A 17,890-nucleotide genomic window follows, 5' to 3' on the forward strand; every position below is an offset into this window, starting at 1 on the left:
GCTGCAGGCGGACGGGACGCTGCCGGCGGAGAGCGTGGACGGGGAATGCCTGCGGGGGGACATGCGTGCGCTGCTGGAGCAACTGCCGGAACTGCAGCGGAACGTGCTGACCATGCGCTTCGGCATCGACGTGGAGGAGCCGATGAGCCTCACGGGCATCGGCCGCATCCTGGGCATGAGCCGCGACCGCATCCGCAACCTCGAGCGCGACGGCTTGGCGGCCCTGCGCCGGCTGAGCGATCAGGTGAAGGACTACAGCGATGCCGCCATGGTCTGAGCGTTGCCGGATGCGCGGGTGCTGCGCCGCGATCTGCTCGCCTGGTGGACTCTGCATGGCCGCCATGGGATTCCCTGGAAGCTGAGCTCCGACGGCGGCGTCCCACGGGATGGTCAGCCCCTCTGCCCCTATCGCATCTGGGTGGCCGAGGTGATGCTCCAGCAGACCCAGCTGGCGGTGATGCGCCCCTACTGGGAGCGCTGGATGCTGGCCTTCCCCGACGTCGTCGCCCTGGCTGAGGCGAGCCAGCACCAGGTGCTGCTGCACTGGCAGGGTCTCGGCTACTACTCCCGCGCCCGCCGGCTGCACCGGTCCGCGGGGCTGCTGGCCGCCCACGGCTGGCCCAGCGATCTGGAGGGCTGGCAGGCGCTGCCGGGGATCGGTCGGAGCACGGCGGGGAGCATCCTCAGCTCCGCCTTCGATCAGCCTTTCCCGATCCTCGATGGCAATGTGCGCCGCGTGCTGGCGCGCCTGCTGGCCTGGCCGCAGCCACCCCAGCGGGCCCTGGCCTTCTTCTGGCGCTGCAGCCAGGAGCTGCTGGATCCGCTGCGGCCGCGGGCCTTCAACCAGGCCCTGATGGATCTGGGCGCCACCGTCTGCACCCCCCGCCAGCCCCGCTGTGGCGCCTGCCCCTGGCAGTCCCACTGCGCTGCCTACGCTGCCGGCGACCCCACCCGCTTTCCCGTGAAGGACACCCCCACCCCACTGCCCTTCCAGGTGATCGGTGTGGGAGTGGTGCTCGATGGCACCGGACGGGTGCTGATCGATCAGCGGCTGGAGGAGGGGCTGCTGGGGGGGCTATGGGAGTTCCCCGGGGGCAAGCAGGAGAGCGGCGAGTCGATTCACGACACCATCCACCGGGAACTGCGCGAGGAGCTGGCGATCGAGGTGGAGGTGGGTGAGGAGCTGATCCGCCTCGAGCACGCCTACAGCCACAAGCGGCTGCGCTTCATCGTCCATCTCTGCCGCTGGCTCGGGGGCGAGCCCCAGCCCCTGGCCAGCCAGCAGGTGCGCTGGGTGGAACCGCAGCGGCTGTCGGCGTTTCCCTTTCCGGCGGCCAACGCCCGGATCATCGCCGCTCTTCAGGCCTGGCTCGGCCGCCGGGGCCATGGCGGCCATGCTGGGCAGGAGCTGCCCCCGGCCTGATGACCACTCCTCCCCAGGTGCTGTGTTTCGGAGAAGCTCTGGTGGATCGGCTCGGTCCTCCGGGCGGGGATCCGGCCACCGACCAGCCCATCGAAGACTGCCTGGGTGGGGCCCCCGCCAATGTGGCCTGCGCCCTCGCGAGGCTGGGCACGGGCTCGGCTCTGCTGGGTCGGCTCGGAGAGGATGGGATCGGCGTCGCCTTCCGGGAGATACTCCGTTCACGGGGTGTGGACAACCGGGCCCTGCAGTGGGATCCCGAGCGGCCCAGCCGCACGGTGCTGGTGCGCCGTGACAGCTCAGGTGATCGCAGCTTCGGTGGATTTGCCGGCGACAAGGGGGACGGGTTCGCCGACCAGGCCGTCGAGGCCTCTGCCCTGGCGGCACCCCTGGAGGAGTTGCTCGCGGGTGCCCGCTGGCTGCTGGTGGGCACGATTCCCCTGGCGACCCCCACCTCCGCCACCGCCCTGCGGTTCGCCGTGGAGCGGGCCGAGCAGGCCGGGATCCCGCTGGCCCTGGATGTGAACTGGCGTCCCACCTTCTGGCCCACCTCACCTGAGCAGGCTCTGGAGAGCCTTCGGCCGCTGCTGAGCCGGGCCGCGCTGATCAAGGTCTCCGCCGAGGAGGCCGACTGGATCGCCGGCAGCCGCGACCCCCAGCACATCAGTGCGTCCCTGCCCCAGGCGCCCGCCGTGCTGATCACCGACGGCCCCGGCGCTCTCACCTGGTGGCTTGGGGGTCAGGCCGGTCGCCTGGAGGCCTTCACGGTGCCGGTGGTGGACACCACCGGGGCTGGGGATGCGTTCCTGGCCGGAGTGCTGCACCGGCTCTGCCAGGAGCCGGAGCTGCTGGCGGCCGCCCCAGCGGAGCAGGTGCATGACGCCATGCGCTTTGCCAGTGGGTGCGGGGCCCTGGTCTGCCAGGGGGCCGGGGCGATCGATCCCCAGCCCACGGAGGCTCAGGTGATGGCTTTCCTGGCGGCGGTGGAGCTGACCCCTTCCGGTTCCTGAACCAGCGCGAAGCGCCCCTCGCCCTCGGCCGCCAGGTGCACCCGCCAGGCGGGCGCCGGCGAGAAGCGCAGCCGCTCGGGCCATTCCACCGCCAGCACGGCCCCCAGAGCCAGGGCCTCCTCCTCCTCCTGGGCGAACAGCTCTTCGGCGGAGGCAGGCTGCTCCAGGCGGTAGAGGTCGAGGTGAACCAGGTCGGTGGTTCGGCCGGCGCGCCGGCCGGCGTAGTGCTGGGCGAGGGCAAACGTGGGGCTGGTGATCGGCTCGCTGATGCCCAGACCCTGCGCCAGCCCCTGCACCAGGCAGGTCTTGCCGGCGCCGAGATCGCCCTCGAGCAGCAGCAGCCGAGGACCCTGCTCCAACAGCCGTTCCGCCAGGTCAGCCCCCAGCGCTCGGGTCGCTGCGGCGTCGCTCAGCCGACGCCGCCAGCCCTGCCCGCACCCGATCAACTCGCCCATGCCCTCACGCCGCCTGTAGATTCTCCTCCAGCGAGCCCGAAGCCTCGGCGTCTCTGCAGATATTTCCTTCCCATCGTCCTCCCTTGAGGGAGCGTCTTCAACCCATGGTGGTATCCCCCCCCTCGGCCGTGGCCGATTCCACGCTGAGCCAAGGCCTGGCGGGCCTGCAATCCTCCGCGTCGTATGTGATCGCCGATCTTGGCCTCGCGGAATTCGGCCGCAAGGAGATGGCCATTGCCGAAACCGAGATGCCGGGTCTGATGGCCCTGCGCCGCACGTTCGGTGCCCAGCAGCCGCTCAGGGGCGCCCGCATCGCCGGCTCCCTGCACATGACGATCCAGACGGCCGTTCTGATCGAAACCCTGGTGGCCCTCGGCGCTGAAGTGCGCTGGGCCTCCTGCAACATCTTCTCCACCCAGGACCACGCGGCCGCCGCGATTGCAGCCGCCGGCATCCCGGTGTTCGCCTACAAGGGCGAAAGCCTTGATGAGTACTGGGCTTTCACCCACCGGATCATGGAGTGGGCCGATGGCGGCACGCCCAACATGATCCTCGACGACGGCGGTGACGCCACCGGCCTGGTGGTGCTCGGCACCAAGGCGGAGCAGGACCCCACGGTGCTCGACAACCCCGGCAGCGAGGAGGAGATCGCCCTGTTCAACGCGATTCGCCAGCGCCTGGCTGCCCAGCCCGGCTTCTATTCCCGCATCCACGCCCAGATCCAGGGCGTCACTGAGGAAACCACCACCGGGGTGGCCCGTCTCTACCAGATGCAGAAGGGCGGTGAGCTGCCCTTCCCGGCGATCAACGTCAACGATTCGGTCACCAAGAGCAAGTTCGACAACCTCTACGGCTGCCGCGAATCCCTGGTGGATTCGATCAAGCGTGCCACCGATGTGATGGTGGCCGGCAAGGTGGCCCTGGTGATGGGCTACGGCGATGTGGGCAAGGGTTCGGCCCAGTCGCTGCGGGGGCTGGGGGCCAGTGTGATGATCGCCGAAGTCGATCCGATCTGCGCCCTGCAGGCCGCCATGGAGGGCTACCGCGTGGTGCGCCTCGACGACGTGGTGGGCGATGTGGACATCTTCGTGACCGCCACCGGCAACTTCCGCGTGATCACCCACGACCATCTGATCAAGATGCGGGATCAGGCGATCGTGTGCAACATCGGCCATTTCGACAACGAAATCGATGTGGCGTCCCTGAAGCAGTACCCCTGGGAGAACATCAAGCCCCAGGTGGATCACGTGCTGCTGCCCAGCGGCAACCGGATCATCCTGCTGGCCGAAGGCCGGCTGGTGAACCTGGGCTGTGCCACCGGCCACCCCAGCTTCGTGATGAGCAACTCCTTCACCAACCAGGTGCTGGCCCAGATCGAGCTGTTCAGCAATGGCGCCGAGTACGGCAAGGAGGTGTATGTGCTGCCGAAGCACCTCGATGAGATGGTGGCCCGCCTCCACCTCGACAAGATCGGCGCCAGTCTCACCGAGCTCACGCCCGAGCAGGCCAGCTACATCAATGTGCCGGTGGAAGGTCCATACAAGAGTGACCATTACCGCTATTGAGCCTGGATTGGGGCTGGAAGAAGAGTATCCTTCCCATCCCTCTTGACGCTTCCTTCGATCTTCGGATATGTCTGCCTGTCTCTTCTATCATCCTGACGGGTATACGACGGCGGGCAAGAATATCATGGGCAGACATGTTGCTGGAGAGTCATTTTTGCGTGGTTATTTGCGCTATGGCACCTCCGCAGAGTTGTGGATTCATGTCGTTGATCCTGAGCATGCCAAGCAGTTCCGGGCCCATTTGGAAAATGTAGGAGTCATTAAGTCAACTCACTTTATTGATCACGCCTCTTTAGGCCGCCTGGCCATGCCTGGATCCTTGTTCTATCCAAGCCCAGGCATTGGTGGTTTGGCCCTCAAGCGATCCTTGTTTGGCCATAATCTCTGGAGCCTTTGTGGAATTACCCACACCACGTGTTCTGCGGGGGCGATGGACTCGATCATCCAGATGATGGTCAGTCCCATTCAGTCTTGGGATGCCTTGATCTGCACGAGTGAGGCCGTGAAGGGCAATGTTGGGCGATTATTGGATAGTCAAGAAGAGTTTTTACGATCACATCTCGGAGCCACGAGAATTGTTCGCCCGCAGTTGCCTGTTATTCCTTTGGGTATTCACGCTCATGACTTCGCCTTTTCCGAGGCCATGCGAGCTGAGGCCAGGGCCTCCTGGAAGATTAAATCGAGCACTGTGGTTGTAATGTTTATGGGGCGGCTATCCTTCCATGCAAAGGCTCATCCGCTGGGTTCCTATCAGGCGTTGGAGTTGGCTGCCCAGAAAACTGGGACAAGTGTGCTCCTGGTGGAGTGTGGTTGGCATGCGAATGATGCTATTTCTGGTGCGTTTGCGGAGGCGGCTCAGGTGGCCTCTCCCCATATCAAAGTGCTTAATCTGGATGGCCGAGATCCTCATCAGAGGAGCCAGGCCTGGGCGGGTGCAGACGTTTTTGTTTCACTCTCCGACAGCATCCAGGAAACTTTTGGCATTACGCCGATCGAGGCCATGGCCGCAGGGATTCCTGTCGTTGTCTCCGATTGGAATGGCTACCGCGACACGGTGCGCCATGGCAAGGATGGGTTCCTTATTCCGACCCTGATGCCACCATCTGGACTAGGATGGGATCTGGCTCAGAGACATGCCCTCGAGACTGATACTTACGACCAGTACTGCGGGTATACCTGTTCTTTCGTCGCCGTCGAAGTCGACGCTGCGGCTGCTGCATTCGCTCGCCTATTTCAGTCCCCCGCGCTTCGGCGACAGATGGGGCAACAGGGTCGCCTTCGTGCGCAGGAACTGTTTGACTGGAGGACCATCATTCCACGATATGAGCAGCTCTGGCAAGAACTGGCGGAGCGCCGGACGTCTTCTGCGACATCGCAGGAATCAGCAAAATCGTCAGGCTCTTGGCCTGCGAGGATGGACCCTTTCAAGGCCTTTGCTGGTTACCCATCCGCCGTGCTCAAGCCTCAGACTCGTGTTGGGTTGGTCGATACGGATATCAAGAGCTCTATGAAGCGTTACCATGAATTAGCTTCCTTAGCGATGGTTGCATTTGCATTAAGGGTCTTGCCGACTCATGAGGAAATAGCAGCCATTCTAGCGGCCGCTGCTCATGGTCCTCAACCTGCGCATCAGCTTTTGGCGACTCTACCACTTGAGCGACGCGCTCTCGTGTTCAGGTCTCTTGTTTGGCTGATCAAGTTGCACTTGTTGCGCGTGGCTGACTGATTCACAGACCTGACCGCCCCATGGAAGACTTGCGGGCAACGCAGATGACCCCGGATGGCGATCGAACTGGTCCAGAAGCTGCCCGAACTGATCGGTGCTGCCGTGGCTGCCAACCCGATCGCCGGTTATGGGGCCATCTTCGGGGCCATGTTCCTGGAGAACCTGTTCCCCCCCATCCCCTCGGAGCTGATCATGCCTCTGGGGGGCTTTTACGTGCAGCAGGGTCAGCTGTCTCTCGTGCCCGTGGTGCTGGCCGGCCTGGGGGGGACGGTGCTGGGGGCCCTGCCCTGGTACGGCGTGGGCCGTCTGGTCAATGAACAGCGCATCGAGCACTGGCTCGAGCGCCACGGTCGCTGGATCGGCATCAGCCCCAGGGAGCTGCACCGCACCCGCACCTGGTTCAATCGCCACGGCACCGCCCTGGTGTTCTGGGGACGGCTGGTGCCTGGCATCCGCACCCTGATTTCGGTGCCCGCCGGCATCGAGATGATGCCGTTCGTTCCCTTTCTGCTCTGGACCACGGCCGGCAGTCTGATCTGGACCCTGCTGCTGACCGTGGCCGGCATGGTCCTCGGTGAGGGCTACAGCAACGTGGAGCTCTGGCTGGAGCCCGTGGCCCAGGTGATCAAGCTGCTGCTGGTGCTGGCTGTGCTGGGCTTCCTGGCCTGGCTGGGGGTGAGGACCTGGAACAAGCGACAGAACAGCCACTGAAAACAGAGCGAGCCCTCGCCCCGCAGGCCGCCCGCCTGGCCTCAGCTCAGAAGGGCACTTCCTCGCTGCTGGGCTCACCACCGCCATAGGCGTCGCCTTCGCCATAGGCCCCCTGCTCCGCGTCGCGCTTCGAGCCCAGCAGTTCCAGCCGGTCGACCCGCACCACAGGCTTGGTGCGCTCCTCACCGCTGGTGCGATCCGTCCAGCGGTCGAGTTTGAAGGAGCCGATGATGCCCAGCAGGGATCCTTTCCTGACGTAATCCGCAGCCACCTGGGCCTGCTTGCCCCAAATCTCGAGGTTGAACCAGTCGGGTTCGTCGTCGCGGCTGCGGCGGTTCACGGCCAGCGTGAGGTTGGCCACCACGCTGCCGGATTCGAAGTAACGCACTTCGGGGTCGCGGCCGGCACGGCCGACCAGGGTCACGGAATTCACACCCATGGGGATCTCCAGTAAGGGGGGGATGGGGTCACTTGGACCCATGATGCGCCACGTCCTGCAGCGCTTCTCTCTGCTGGTTCCACCCTTCGGCCCGGATGTCCCACCCCTGGGTCCGGCGAGGGACCCTCCAGGGGGCCCACCTATGATTCGCCCCGCTTGGCGGCTCACCAGTGTTCTTCAGACGGTTCCAGCTCTCCCGTGACATCGGCATCGATCTGGGAACGGCCAACACCTTGATGTACGTCTCCGGCAAGGGGATCGTGCTGCAGGAACCGTCGGTGGTGGCCCTTGATCTGGAAAAGGGTGTGCCCCTGGCTGTGGGCGATGAGGCCAAGCTGATGCTCGGGCGCACCCCCGGCAACATCCGCGCCGTGCGCCCCCTGCGCGATGGGGTGATCGCCGACTTCGATGCCGCCGAGATGATGATCAAGTCCTTCATCCAGAAGGGCAACGAGGGGCGCGGCATCGTGGCGCCCAGGCTGGTGATCGGCATCCCCAGCGGTGTCACCGGCGTGGAGCGTCGCGCCGTGCGTGAGGCCGGCCTGGCCGGCGCCCGCGAGGTGCATCTGATCGATGAGCCGGTGGCGGCCGCCATCGGCGCCGGCCTGCCGGTCACCGAGCCCGTGGGCACCATGATCGTCGATATCGGCGGCGGCACCACCGAAGTGGCCGTGCTCAGCCTCGGCGGCACCGTGCTGAGCGAGTCGGTGAGGGTGGCGGGCGATGAAATCAGCGATGCCATCACCGTGTACCTCAAGAAGGTGCACAACCTGGTGGTGGGCGAGCGCACCGCCGAGGAGATCAAGATCCGGATCGGTTCCGCCTTCCCCGACGACAGCCACGACGAATCCTCGATGGACGTGCGCGGCCTGCACCTGCTCTCCGGTCTGCCGCGCACGATCAATGTGCGCGCCGGGGACATCCGTGAGGCGATGGCCGAACCGCTCAACGTGATCGTTGAGGCGGTGAAACGCACCCTCGAGCGCACCCCCCCCGAGCTGGCCGCCGACATCGTCGATCGCGGCATCATGCTGGCCGGCGGCGGTGCCCTGGTGCGCGGCATCAACGAGCTGATCAGCCACGAGACCGGCATCCTCACCCACGTGGCCCAGGATCCCCTGCTCTGCGTGGTCAACGGCTGCGGCCAGGTCCTGGAGGATTACAAACGGCTGGAGCGGGTGCTTGATACTCCTGACTTCGCCCGTCTCTCCTCCTGAGTTCAGTGCCTCTCGGACGCCTCTTCCGCGTCCCCTGGCTGCGGCCGGTGGTCGGAGCCTGGCCCTGGGCCCTGGTGGCGCTCGGCCTGGTGGCGGTTCGACTCAGCAAGGGCGCCGTGCTCAGCGATGCCTACGCGCTGATCAGCCGCCCCTTCTGGCCCGGGAGTGCCCAGAAGGAGTGGTTGCAGGCGGCCCAGCAGGTGGATCAGCAGTCGCGGCTCAGCCAGCTGGAGCTCGACAACCGCCGGCTGCGCACACTGCTCGACCTGCAGCGGGCGGACCCCGGCAAGGTGACCGCCCCGGTGATCTCCCGCGAGCCCGGCGACTGGTGGCATCAACTGCTGCTGGGCGCCGGCGAGATCCAGGGCATTCAGGAAGGAGATGCGGTGATCGCCCCGGGCGGCCTGATCGGACTGGTGGAGAGTGTCACCCCCACCACGGCGCAGGTCGCCCTGCTCACCGACACCGCCAGCAAGGTGGGGGTGTGGGTGGGGCGGACCCAGCGCCATGGTCTGCTCACCGGGGTGGGCAGCAGCCGCCCCGTGCTGCGCTTCCTCGAAAAGGATCCCCAGGTCCGTCCGGGGGACGTGGTGGTCACCTCCCCCGCCAGCACCCTGGTGCCGCCGGGGCTGAGCGTGGGCGTGATCCAGTCGGTCGATGAAAAGGCGGTGCCGGCCACGGTGGCGGTGGTGCAGCTCAGCGCCCCTGTGGCCTCGGTCGACTGGGTCCAGGTGCTGACCCGCCAGGGGCCGGCTCCGGCGGGATCCTGAGCGATGGGCAGACTGCATCGCCGACCGGTCTTCGTGCTCAGTGCTCTGGTGGTGCCCCTGCTCACCCTGGCCGCGCCCGGCTTCCTGCGGCTCGGGGGGGTTCCCCCCAGCTGGGCGGTGATCTGGTTGCTGCCGTGGTCGCTGGTGGACGGGCCGCTCTCGGGCGCCCTGGCTGGGCTGGCCCTGGGCCTGATGCTCGACGCCCTCCACCTGGGGAGCGCCACCCAGATGCCGGCCCTGGCTTTGCTGGGCTGGTGGTGGGGGCGACTGCCCCGCCGACGCCCACCGATCGAGCGCAGTTTCAGCCTTGGCCTGCTGGCCATGCTCGGCTCGGCCGTGCTGGGACTGAGCGTGCTGCTCCAGCGGCAGTGGTCCAGCGGCTGGGAGTCGCTGCTGACGGCGGCCAGCCTGCACACCCTGCTGGCCCAGGTGCTGGTCACGGCGCTGCTGGCACCGATGATCTGTTCGTTGCTGCTGCTGCTCTGGCGACGGCACAGTGCCACCGCGCGGGGGTGATGGGATGACGAAACCGAGGCAGGATCGGCCCTTGCGCCCAGGCCGCCGCTGGAGCCGACGTGAGCTCCTGGGCACCGGTCTGCTCGCCCTGCTGGCCGGCTGCGGAGTGCGTCGCCCCAGCGGGCCGGAGCTGCAGTTCTGGACCCTGGATCTGGCCCCCAAGTTCAACGATTACCTGCATGGGGTGATCGCCGCCTGGGAGCGCGACAATCCGGGCCTCAAGGTGCGCTGGACCGATGTGCCCTGGGGATCGGTGGAACGCAAGCTGCTGGCGGCGGTGTTCGCCCGCACGGCACCCGACGTGGTGAACCTCAATCCACTGTTCGCGGCCAACCTCGCCAGCAAGGGGGGGCTGCTGGATCTGGGTCCGCTGCTGCCCCCGGAGGCCGCCGGCACCTACCTGCCCCTGATCTGGCAGGCCAGCCGCCAGGCCGGCGGGCAGTTCTCGATTCCCTGGTATCTCACGGCGAGGATCTCCCTGAGCAACCGCGACCTGCTCGATCGGGCGGGCTACAGCCAGCCGCCCGGCCGCTGGGAGGAGGTGCCCGCCTTCGCCGAGGCCGTCAGGTCCCGCACCGGCAAATACGCCCTGTTCGTCACGGTGGTGCCCGATGACTCCGCCGAGCTGCTGGAGTCGATGGTGCAGATGGGGGTGACCCTGCAGGATCAGCGCCAGCGCGCGGCCTTCAACACCCCGGCAGGTCGCCGGGCCTTCGCCTTCTGGACCGACCTCTACCGGCGTGGCCTGCTGCCGCGGGAGGTGGTCAGCCAGGGCTACCGCAGGGCGGTGGAGCTCTACCAGAGCGGCGAGCTGGCCCTGCTCTCCAGTGGTGCGGAGTTTCTGCGCAGCATTCAGACCAACGCCCCGGGCATTGCCGATGTGACCCAGCCCGGGCCGCCGCTGACGGGGCCTGATGGCCTGGCGAACGTGGCGGTGATGAACCTGGCCGTGTCACGCCAGAGCACGAAGCCGGAGCAGGCGCTCAGCTTCGCGCTCTACCTCACCAATGCCCTCAATCAGGCCCGCTTCGCTGAGGAAGCCCGGGTGCTGCCTTCGGCACGGCAGGCCCTGGAGCGCATCAAGGAGAACCTGCTCCAGGAGAAGCCCGCCAATGCCCAGGAGGCGCTGGTGCGGCAGGCGCGGCTGCAATCGGTGGAAACCCTCGGACAGGCCCGTGTTCTGGTGCCTGCCACCCCGGGGGTGAAACGGTTGCAGGCGATCCTCTACCGCCAGCTGCAACGGGCGATGCTCGGCCAGATCGACAGCGATCAGGCCCTCTCTGAGGCCGAGCGCGACTGGAACGTCTATGCCGAAGCCCGCTGGCCCTGAGCGATCGTCAGGCCTCGCAGGTTGTTGAACAAATCCTTAAGTCTTGACTGAGTCCCCGCTGATGGGCTGGGGATCGTCGCTTTGTAACTGCAGCACAAGGTAGAGTTGCTTTTCTTCATGACTGGTCTCCGATGCCCCAGGAAGCGGATCCCCAGCACCAGCAGGGTGAGTCTTCCCCGGAGTCCTCAACAGAGCCACGGGCCACCGTCCTGGTCGTCGACGACGAAGCCACCGTGCGCCGGGTGCTGGTAATGCGCCTGCAGCTGGCCGGCTACCGGGTGCTCTGCGCCGAGGACGGCGAGCAGGCGCTGGCCCTCTTCCACGACGAGCAGCCCGACCTGGTGGTGCTCGACGTGATGCTGCCCAAGCTGGATGGCTTCGCCGTCTGTCGCCGGCTGCGGGCGGAATCCTGCGTGCCGATCATCTTTCTCTCCGCGCTCGATGCCATCACCGAGCGGGTGGCCGGCCTTGATCTCGGAGCCGACGACTACCTGCCCAAGCCCTTCAGCCCCAAGGAGCTCGAAACCCGCATCGCCGCGATCCTGCGGCGGGTGGGCCGGGGGTCCGCAGCCGTGGAGGCGCGGGACGTGCCGGCTGGTCAGGGGGTGATGCGTGTCGGTGATCTGGTGGTGGACACCAACCGTCGTCAGGTCACCCGCGACGGGGAGCGCATCGGTCTCACCTACACCGAATTCAGCCTGCTGGAGCTGCTCTTCCGCGATCCGGGCCGGGTGGTGCCGCGGGCCGAGATCCTTGAGCAGCTCTGGGGGTATCCCCCCCGCCGTGCCGCCGACCTGCGCGTGGTGGATGTCTACGTGGCCCGCCTGCGCGGCAAGCTCGAGCCCGATCCGCGCAACCCCGAGCTGATCCTCACGGTGCGTGGTACCGGCTATGCCTCCCAGCGGATGGCCGAGGCGGTCGTTGTGGCCACGGCCTGAGACCCTCTCCTGCAGGATGGATCTCCCGTCCGAGATCTGCCCCCTTGCCGGAGACGCGCCTCAACCGCCTGGAGCAGGCCCGCCTGGAGAAGGCTGAGGCGCTCAGAGTCCTGGGTCAGGGTCCCTACGGCCTGCGCTTCGATCCCAGCCACCGCCACGCCGAGCTGCAGCGGCTCCATGCCGACCTGCCCAACGGCCAGGAGCGTGATCTGCGGGTGGCGGTGGCCGGCCGGGTGATGACCCGGCGGGTGATGGGCAAGCTGGCCTTCTTCACCCTGCTCGACGAGACCGGCCCGATCCAGCTGTTCATCGAGAAGGCCACCCTGGCGGCCTCTCTGCCGGATCAACCCGACGCCTTCGCCCAGCTCACCTCCCTGGTGGACTCCGGCGACTGGATCGGTGTGACCGGCAGTCTGCGCCGCACCGACCGGGGCGAGCTCTCGGTGAAGGTGACCGACTGGCAGATGCTCACCAAGTCCCTGCAGCCCCTGCCCGACAAGTGGCACGGTCTGGCGGACGTGGAGAAGCGCTACCGCCAGCGCTACCTCGACCTGGTGGTCTCCCCCCACACCCGCGAGACCTTTCGGCGCCGGGCCCTGCTGGTGAGCGGCATCCGCCGCTGGCTGGATGAGCGGCAGTTCCTGGAGATCGAGACTCCGGTGCTCAACGCTGAGGCCGGAGGTGCTGAAGCCCGTCCCTTCACCACCCACCACAACACCCTCGATCTGCCCCTGGTGCTGCGGATCGCCACCGAACTGCACCTCAAGCGCCTGGTGGTGGGTGGTTTCGAGCGGGTCTATGAACTGGGCCGGATCTTCCGCAACGAAGGGGTGAGCACCCGCCACAACCCCGAATTCACCACGGTCGAGATCTACCAGGCCTTCGCCGATTACACCGACATGATGGCGCTCACCGAGGAGCTGATCGCCTCGGTCTGCCAGCAGGTGTGCGGCACCACGGCCATCGAGTACCAGGGCACCGCCATTGATCTCACCCCCCCCTGGCGTCGGGCCACGATGCATGAGCTGGTGGAGCAGGCCACGGGTCTGGATTTCAACGGGTTCAGCAGCCGCGAGCAGGCCGCCGCCGCCATGGCCGCGGCGGGGCTGGAGGTGCCCGAGGCGGCCGACAGCCTGGGGCGTCTGCTCAACGAAGCCTTCGAGCAACGGGTGGAGGAGTTGCTGATTCAGCCCACCTTCGTGACCGATTACCCGGTGGAGATCTCCCCCCTGGCTCGCGCCCACCGCAGCAAGTCCGGGTTGGTGGAGCGCTTCGAGCTGTTCATCGTGGGCCGTGAAACCGCCAACGCCTTCAGCGAGCTGATCGATCCGCTCGATCAGCGGCGGCGGCTGGAGGCCCAGCAGGAGCGCCGCACGGCCGGCGATCTGGAGGCCCATGGCGTCGATGAGGATTTCCTGCATGCCCTCGAGGTGGGCATGCCCCCCACCGGCGGGCTGGGCATCGGCATCGATCGGCTGGCGATGCTGCTCACGGACAGTCCCAGCATCCGCGATGTGATCGCCTTCCCCTTGCTGCGGCCTGAAGCGCCGCCGGCGGGGGCGGGTTCCGGCGCAATGGGATAATGAAGCGAGTTGGACTATTTCCCAGCCCATGAGCGGTGAGCGCGTCGGTTTCCGCTTCAAGCACGCGGATGCGGTGGTCAAGCGCAATCCCCAGGGGCGGTCCCGCCGGGGCTGGGTGATGGAGCCCGTGGAGCAGACCACAAGCCGTGGCACCAAGATGCCGGCCTACCGCATCCGTTGGCGCGACAGTGAACGGCCCGAGATCGTGCTTCAGCACATGCTGATCGCCGATCCCGACCCCACCCCTCCACCTGAGGGCGTGAGCCTGGAACCCCCGGCTCCCAAGAAGTAGCCCTGGATCTGCGCCCTTCAGGGCAGCCTGATCAGCTCCAGCCCCTCAGGCGGTAGGTGATCAGACCCAGATGTTCCTTGATGGCCTGGCTGGTCAGCAGCAGGGAGCCGGCATCGGGCCAGAGCGAGAGCAGCACCGATCCCGGGCTGGGGCTGCCGAGCTGGTCACGGGCCGGCAGCAGGTAGTCGCAGGCCACCGGAATCACCCTGAGCCCGCTCTGGCGGCGGAAGCTGGCCAGGGCCCTGGGCATGTGCAGGGCGCTGGTCACCAGCAGGACCGTGCTCCAGCCACGGGCCTTGCCGATCAGCCTGAGTTCCCGGGCCTCCTCAGCCGTGGTCCTGGCCTGATCACTGACCAGCAGCTGATTGGCTGGGATCCCCAGTTCCATGGCCAGGTCGCGGGCGCTGACGGCCTCCGCTGGCGCTGGGTCACCCTCGCGGAAGCTGACCCGGCCTCCGCTCAGCACCAGCAGCGGGGCCTGTCGGGCCCGCAGCAGCCTGATTCCGCTCAGCAGCCGGTCGCCGGCCTCGTTCACCTCCACGCCTGCCCTGGGCGGCAACGCCGCCCGCAGGCCACCTCCCAGCACCACGATGGCGTCGCCGCTGGGCAGGGGTGAGGGGGTCAGTGCAGCGCTGCGGGCCTCCAGCCCCCAGACCAGTTCCCGGGCCGTGAACGGCATGGCACTGATCCAGAGCAGAGCCAGGCCACAGCCCCCCAGCGGGCCGCCCCAGCGACGCCGTGATCCCAGCAGGCCGGCCACCCCCAGCAGCAGGCCAAGGCTGAGGGGATACACCAGTTGCGTCAGCAGTTTCGAGAGCAGAAAGGCCAAGGGGCAGAGCTCCGGCTCAGGGGCCGCCGGGCCGGGAGCGCCGCCGCAGCTCCTCGAGCTCCTGGCGCGCCTCGAAATCAGCCCAGGCCCCTTCGAGGTCGCCCTCCACCGGCGGTTCGGCCGCGGCCGCGGCAGACCGGCCGGAAGACTTGCGGGGCCCTGGGCGCTGCCGCTGTTCCAGCTCCAGCAAGTCCTGCTCCACCCGGGCGAACTCCTTGCCCAGCTCGCCCAGCTGCTGCCAACGGTCCCGCCCCTGCCCCATCAGCTGACCCTGATGGGCCTGGGCACGCGCCGCCAGCTCCTGGGCGCCGGCGGCCTTGGCCCGCTGCACGCGCTTCTGCCACTGGGTGATCTCGCCGGCGATCTGCAGCAGGGCCTGGCGCAGCTGCTCCGCCTGGGCCTGGATCTGCAGGCGTTGCCGGTGCAGGCGCCGCTGGCGCTCCAGCAGTTCCTCGCGCTCCAGCAGCTCCTGCTGATCGGGATGGCTGCCCAGGAAGGCCTCCAGCTGCTGCTCCAGCTGTGCCTCCAACTGCTCGAACCAGCTGCTGCTGCTCATGGAAGAGACGAAAGGGGGCTCACTCCGCGGCGCGGGTGATCAGGGGGGCTTCGATTTCCTCCTGCAGGGGCGTGATCGCCGCTTCGCGGGAGCGCAGCAGCAGCTGGGTGAGTCGGGCGATCGCCCCTTCACCGAGGTCCTGCTCACCGATGCGATCGAAAGCCTCGCGGTAGAGCTGCTCCAGTTGCTCGATCAGGCCTTCACGGGTCTCGCGCATCGCCCGACGCTGGTCGTCCCTGCTCATCGCCGGCCTCCTCGCTGCAAGTCAGGTCCTGAGTCTGCCTGGTGCGGTCGCTTCGGGAAGGGCTGCAGCAGGTGCAGGCTGAAGCTGCCATCGTCGGCGCTCCAACGCTCCAGGGCGCGCCAGCCCGCCTCCGCCGCCAGGGCGATGAACGCCTGGGGGCTGTACTTGTGGCTGTACTCCGTGACCAGGGCCTCGCCGGCGGCGAACTGCCAGGGGGTTCCATCAAGGCTCACCTGCTGGTCATGCTCGCTGACCAGGGCCATCACGATGCGTGACTCCTGGGCCTGCCAGTGGGCCTCATAGCGGAAGCCGCCGGGATCGAAGCTCCCATTCAGTTCCCGGTTCAGCCGTGTCAGGAGGTTGCGGGCGAAGGCGGCGGAGTGGCCGGCCCGGTCGTTGTAGGCGGCTTCCAGCGCCGCTGCCGAGCGCGGTTGGTCGATGCCGATCAGCAACCGCCCATCGCTCCCCAGCAGGCGGGCGAACTGGGCCAGCAGGGGCACGGCTTCGTGGGGATCGAAGTTGCCCAGGGAGCTGCCGGGGGAGAAGCCGAGCCGGCGTTGCCCGGCAAGTAAGGGCTGCTCCGGCAGCTGCTCCAGCAGGCTGTAGTCGCAGCAGATGCCCAGCACCGGGATGGGGGGATGGCGCTGCTGCAGGTTGCGGCAGGCCTGCTCCAGATGGGCGGCGCTGATGTCGAGGGCCACGTAGGCGGGGGGCGCCAGGGCGTCCAGCAGCGGCGACACCTTGCGGGCGCTGCCGGCGCCGAACTCCACCAGCACCCCCTCCCCGAGGGCGGCGGCCATGGCGGGGGCATGGCGGCGGAGCAGGGCGGTTTCGGTGCGGGTGAGGCCGTATTCCGGCTGCTCACAGATGGCGTCGAACAGGCGGGAGCCCTCGCTGTCGTAGAGGAACCAGGCCGGCAGTTGCTTGGGTGTGCGGCTCAGCCCCTCGTTCACCAGCCGCGCCATGTCGGCCGGGGCGGGATGGAGATCAACCATGGTCAGGGCCGGTTGCGGTGCCAGGCGGGGCCTGAGTCCTTGCTGGCTGCTCATCGCTGCTCCTGGGCCAGCCGCAGCCCACTGGCCATCCAGCGGCTGGCGGGCGGGAAGAAGTTGCGATAGGTGAGCCGGCTGTGGCCGGGTGGGGTCAGGTCGCTGCCGCCACGCAGCACCATCTGGGAACTCATGAATTTGCCGTTGTACTCACCCACGGCTCCGGCGGCGGGTGCGAACCCCGGATAGGGCCGGTAGGCGCTGGCGGTCCACTGCCAGACCTGACCCTCCAGCTCCCGCAGGTCCGGATGGCCGCTGCTGGCGGCGGTTTCCCACTCGGCTTCGGTGGGCAGGCGCCCGCCGGCCCAGCGGGCGTAAGCGTCGGCCTCGAACCAGCTCAGGTGGCGCACCGGCGCGTCGGGGTGGAGCGGCCGGCGCCCATGAAGGCTGAACTCCCAGGCCCAGGCGTCGGTGCCGGAGCCACGCCAGTAGCGGGGCGCCTGCCAGCCCCGCTGCTGCACCAGGGCCCAGCCTTCGCTCATCCAGAGCTCAGGCCGGCGGTAGCCCCCATCGGCGATGAAGGTGGCGAACTCGCCATTGCGCACCAGCCGGCTGGCGATCGCATGGGGTTCCAGCCAGTGGCGGTGCCGCGGCGCCTCATTGTCGAAGTGGAACCCGCCTTCGGGATCGGCGCCGATCTCCACCAGGCCGCCCGGATGCTCGATCCAGCGCAGAGGTTCCGCTTCCGGTTCCCTGGCCGGGGCCGTGATGCCGTTGCCGCTCACCTGGCGGTAGGCCGGCTCCAGGGGGTTGCGGCTGAAGCCATCGAGCAGATCCATCAGCAGCAGTTCCTGGTGCTGCTGTTCGTGCTGCAGGCCCAGCTCCAGCAGTGACAGCACCGGGGCGGCTGACGAGCGGGGTTGCCGGGCCAGCTGCTCGAGCAGGTCCGCCAGCCCGTCGTCCACCCGCCTGCGCCAGGTCATCACCTCCCGCATCGCCGGTCGGGTGAGCAGGCCCCTTCGGGGGCGGGGGTGACGCTCTCCGATCGCGTCGTAATAGGAATTGAACAGGTACCCCCAGCGGCTGTCGGCGGGCTCATGGCCGCGCAGGTGCGGTTGCAGGAGAAAGGTCTCGAAGAACCAGGTGGTGTGAGCGAGGTGCCACTTGGGCGGGCTGGCATCGGCCATGCCCTGCAGGCAGAGATCCTCCGGTTCCAGACCGGCCACCAGGTCCTCGCTGTGGCGTCGGACCGCTTCCAGCCGCTCCAGCAGGGCCGCGCTTGGAGCCGCGGAAGCCATGA

General features: G+C 67.7%; 20 protein-coding genes. 13 read left to right on the top strand and 7 right to left on the bottom strand.

The genetic code is table 11. The features are described 5' to 3' along the window. From FPZ61_RS07850 to FPZ61_RS07860, 3 genes are all read left to right on the top strand, one after another. Positions 1-277 (top strand): sigma factor-like helix-turn-helix DNA-binding protein (locus FPZ61_RS07850; protein ID WP_304623092.1); only part of this gene is annotated, 277 nt, incomplete at its 5' end. A 3-nt stretch (positions 278-280) separates the two neighbouring features. Beyond that, positions 281-1,423, top strand: a complete 1,143-nt coding sequence (mutT, locus tag FPZ61_RS07855; protein WP_255441470.1) for an 8-oxo-dGTP diphosphatase MutT — start codon at positions 281-283, stop codon at positions 1,421-1,423. Further along, positions 1,423-2,430: a carbohydrate kinase gene (locus FPZ61_RS07860; RefSeq protein ID WP_185465584.1), complete on the top strand. Its 1,008-nt coding sequence runs from the start codon at positions 1,423-1,425 to the stop codon at positions 2,428-2,430. Before mutT ends, FPZ61_RS07860 begins: the two co-directional genes overlap by 1 nt. Here the strand turns inward: FPZ61_RS07860 and tsaE are convergent. Then, entirely contained in the window at positions 2,379-2,885 is a 507-nt protein-coding gene (gene tsaE / locus FPZ61_RS07865; RefSeq protein ID WP_185465586.1) for a tRNA (adenosine(37)-N6)-threonylcarbamoyltransferase complex ATPase subunit type 1 TsaE, read from the bottom strand. The two genes, FPZ61_RS07860 and tsaE, sit on opposite strands and share 52 nt — an antisense overlap. A 104-nt stretch (positions 2,886-2,989) precedes the next feature. Between tsaE and ahcY the strand changes: the two genes are divergently transcribed. The 3 genes from ahcY (at position 2,990) to FPZ61_RS07880 (ending at position 6,887) form a co-directional block, all read left to right on the top strand. Further along, entirely contained in the window at positions 2,990-4,450 is a 1,461-nt protein-coding gene (ahcY, locus tag FPZ61_RS07870) for an adenosylhomocysteinase (protein WP_255441471.1), read from the top strand. A gap of 67 nt (positions 4,451-4,517) precedes the next feature. Further along, positions 4,518-6,176: a glycosyltransferase family 4 protein gene (locus FPZ61_RS07875; RefSeq protein WP_185465589.1), complete on the top strand. Its 1,659-nt coding sequence runs from the start codon at positions 4,518-4,520 to the stop codon at positions 6,174-6,176. Between the two features lie 54 nt (positions 6,177-6,230). Next, on the top strand, positions 6,231-6,887 hold the full coding sequence (locus FPZ61_RS07880) for a DedA family protein (protein ID WP_185465590.1): 657 nt from the start codon (positions 6,231-6,233) through the stop codon (positions 6,885-6,887). 46 nt (positions 6,888-6,933) lie between these two features. Here FPZ61_RS07880 and FPZ61_RS07885 read toward each other — a convergent pair whose 3' ends face one another. Continuing rightward, entirely contained in the window at positions 6,934-7,326 is a 393-nt protein-coding gene (locus tag FPZ61_RS07885) for a single-stranded DNA-binding protein (protein WP_185465592.1), read from the bottom strand. A gap of 170 nt (positions 7,327-7,496) precedes the next feature. Here FPZ61_RS07885 and FPZ61_RS07890 point away from each other — a divergent pair, with 170 nt between their 5' ends. The 7 genes from FPZ61_RS07890 (at position 7,497) to FPZ61_RS07920 (ending at position 13,972) form a co-directional block, all read left to right on the top strand. Next, on the top strand, positions 7,497-8,543 hold the full coding sequence (locus FPZ61_RS07890) for a rod shape-determining protein (protein ID WP_185465594.1): 1,047 nt from the start codon (positions 7,497-7,499) through the stop codon (positions 8,541-8,543). Positions 8,544-8,548: 5 nt separating this feature from the next. After that, the gene (mreC, locus tag FPZ61_RS07895; RefSeq protein WP_185465596.1) at positions 8,549-9,313 is read left to right on the top strand and encodes a rod shape-determining protein MreC; all 765 of its coding nucleotides are present in this window, start codon (positions 8,549-8,551) and stop codon (positions 9,311-9,313) included. Positions 9,314-9,316: 3 nt separating this feature from the next. Beyond that, positions 9,317-9,829 carry a rod shape-determining protein MreD gene (mreD, locus tag FPZ61_RS07900; RefSeq protein ID WP_185465598.1) on the top strand — a complete coding sequence of 171 codons (513 nt, stop codon included), beginning with the start codon at positions 9,317-9,319 and terminating at the stop codon, positions 9,827-9,829. Positions 9,830-9,833: 4 nt separating this feature from the next. Next, positions 9,834-11,159 (top strand): extracellular solute-binding protein, encoded by a 1,326-nt coding sequence (locus FPZ61_RS07905; RefSeq protein WP_185465600.1) that lies wholly within the window; start codon positions 9,834-9,836, stop codon positions 11,157-11,159. A 131-nt stretch (positions 11,160-11,290) separates the two neighbouring features. Then, positions 11,291-12,097 (top strand): response regulator transcription factor RpaB, encoded by an 807-nt coding sequence (gene rpaB, locus FPZ61_RS07910; RefSeq protein ID WP_185465601.1) that lies wholly within the window; start codon positions 11,291-11,293, stop codon positions 12,095-12,097. A 44-nt stretch (positions 12,098-12,141) separates the two neighbouring features. Continuing rightward, positions 12,142-13,680: a lysine--tRNA ligase gene (gene lysS / locus FPZ61_RS07915; protein WP_185465602.1), complete on the top strand. Its 1,539-nt coding sequence runs from the start codon at positions 12,142-12,144 to the stop codon at positions 13,678-13,680. A 28-nt stretch (positions 13,681-13,708) separates the two neighbouring features. Continuing rightward, a complete protein-coding gene (locus tag FPZ61_RS07920) occupies positions 13,709-13,972 on the top strand; it encodes a hypothetical protein (protein ID WP_006172906.1) in 264 nt (87 codons plus the stop codon). A 31-nt stretch (positions 13,973-14,003) separates the two neighbouring features. Here the strand turns inward: FPZ61_RS07920 and FPZ61_RS07925 are convergent, their stop codons facing one another. The 5 genes from FPZ61_RS07925 to egtB are packed head-to-tail and all read right to left on the bottom strand — an operon-like array spanning position 14,004 to position 17,888. Then, on the bottom strand, positions 14,004-14,801 hold the full coding sequence (locus tag FPZ61_RS07925; protein ID WP_185465603.1) for a YdcF family protein: 798 nt from the start codon (positions 14,799-14,801) through the stop codon (positions 14,004-14,006). Between the two features lie 16 nt (positions 14,802-14,817). After that, entirely contained in the window at positions 14,818-15,357 is a 540-nt protein-coding gene (locus FPZ61_RS07930; RefSeq protein ID WP_185465604.1) for a hercynine metabolism protein, read from the bottom strand. Between the two features lie 19 nt (positions 15,358-15,376). Continuing rightward, positions 15,377-15,601, bottom strand: coding sequence for a hercynine metabolism small protein (locus FPZ61_RS07935; protein ID WP_185465605.1), 225 nt, complete (start codon positions 15,599-15,601; stop codon positions 15,377-15,379). Beyond that, a complete protein-coding gene (egtD, locus tag FPZ61_RS07940) occupies positions 15,598-16,650 on the bottom strand; it encodes an L-histidine N(alpha)-methyltransferase (RefSeq protein WP_255441472.1) in 1,053 nt (350 codons plus the stop codon). Before egtD ends, FPZ61_RS07935 begins: the two co-directional genes overlap by 4 nt. Next, complete coding sequence (egtB, locus tag FPZ61_RS07945; protein ID WP_185465606.1) at positions 16,647-17,888, bottom strand: ergothioneine biosynthesis protein EgtB; 1,242 nt, start codon at positions 17,886-17,888, stop codon at positions 16,647-16,649. The genes egtD and egtB overlap by 4 nt, the downstream gene beginning before the upstream one ends. Positions 17,889-17,890 lie beyond the last annotated feature (2 nt).

The organism is Synechococcus sp. BSA11S (assembly GCF_014224355.1).
In the GTDB taxonomy this organism is placed as follows: domain Bacteria; phylum Cyanobacteriota; class Cyanobacteriia; order PCC-6307; family Cyanobiaceae; genus Regnicoccus_A.

Excerpts from the sequence above, each read along its gene's own strand:
- egtB (WP_185465606.1), bottom strand. The coding sequence starts at position 17,888 with ATGGCTTCCGCGGCTCCAAGCGCGGCCCTGCTGGAGCGGCTGGAAGCG.
- FPZ61_RS07885 (WP_185465592.1), bottom strand. The coding sequence starts at position 7,326 with ATGGGTGTGAATTCCGTGACCCTGGTCGGCCGTGCCGGCCGCGACCCC.
- FPZ61_RS07930 (WP_185465604.1), bottom strand. The coding sequence starts at position 15,357 with ATGAGCAGCAGCAGCTGGTTCGAGCAGTTGGAGGCACAGCTGGAGCAG.
- FPZ61_RS07905 (WP_185465600.1), top strand. The coding sequence starts at position 9,834 with ATGACGAAACCGAGGCAGGATCGGCCCTTGCGCCCAGGCCGCCGCTGG.
- egtD (WP_255441472.1), bottom strand. The coding sequence starts at position 16,650 with ATGAGCAGCCAGCAAGGACTCAGGCCCCGCCTGGCACCGCAACCGGCC.
- FPZ61_RS07920 (WP_006172906.1), top strand. The coding sequence starts at position 13,709 with ATGAGCGGTGAGCGCGTCGGTTTCCGCTTCAAGCACGCGGATGCGGTG.
- FPZ61_RS07880 (WP_185465590.1), top strand. The coding sequence starts at position 6,231 with ATGGCGATCGAACTGGTCCAGAAGCTGCCCGAACTGATCGGTGCTGCC.
- rpaB (WP_185465601.1), top strand. The coding sequence starts at position 11,291 with ATGCCCCAGGAAGCGGATCCCCAGCACCAGCAGGGTGAGTCTTCCCCG.
- FPZ61_RS07935 (WP_185465605.1), bottom strand. The coding sequence starts at position 15,601 with ATGAGCAGGGACGACCAGCGTCGGGCGATGCGCGAGACCCGTGAAGGC.
- FPZ61_RS07860 (WP_185465584.1), top strand. The coding sequence starts at position 1,423 with ATGACCACTCCTCCCCAGGTGCTGTGTTTCGGAGAAGCTCTGGTGGAT.
- mreD (WP_185465598.1), top strand. The coding sequence starts at position 9,317 with ATGGGCAGACTGCATCGCCGACCGGTCTTCGTGCTCAGTGCTCTGGTG.
- FPZ61_RS07875 (WP_185465589.1), top strand. The coding sequence starts at position 4,518 with ATGTCTGCCTGTCTCTTCTATCATCCTGACGGGTATACGACGGCGGGC.
- ahcY (WP_255441471.1), top strand. The coding sequence starts at position 2,990 with ATGGTGGTATCCCCCCCCTCGGCCGTGGCCGATTCCACGCTGAGCCAA.
- tsaE (WP_185465586.1), bottom strand. The coding sequence starts at position 2,885 with ATGGGCGAGTTGATCGGGTGCGGGCAGGGCTGGCGGCGTCGGCTGAGC.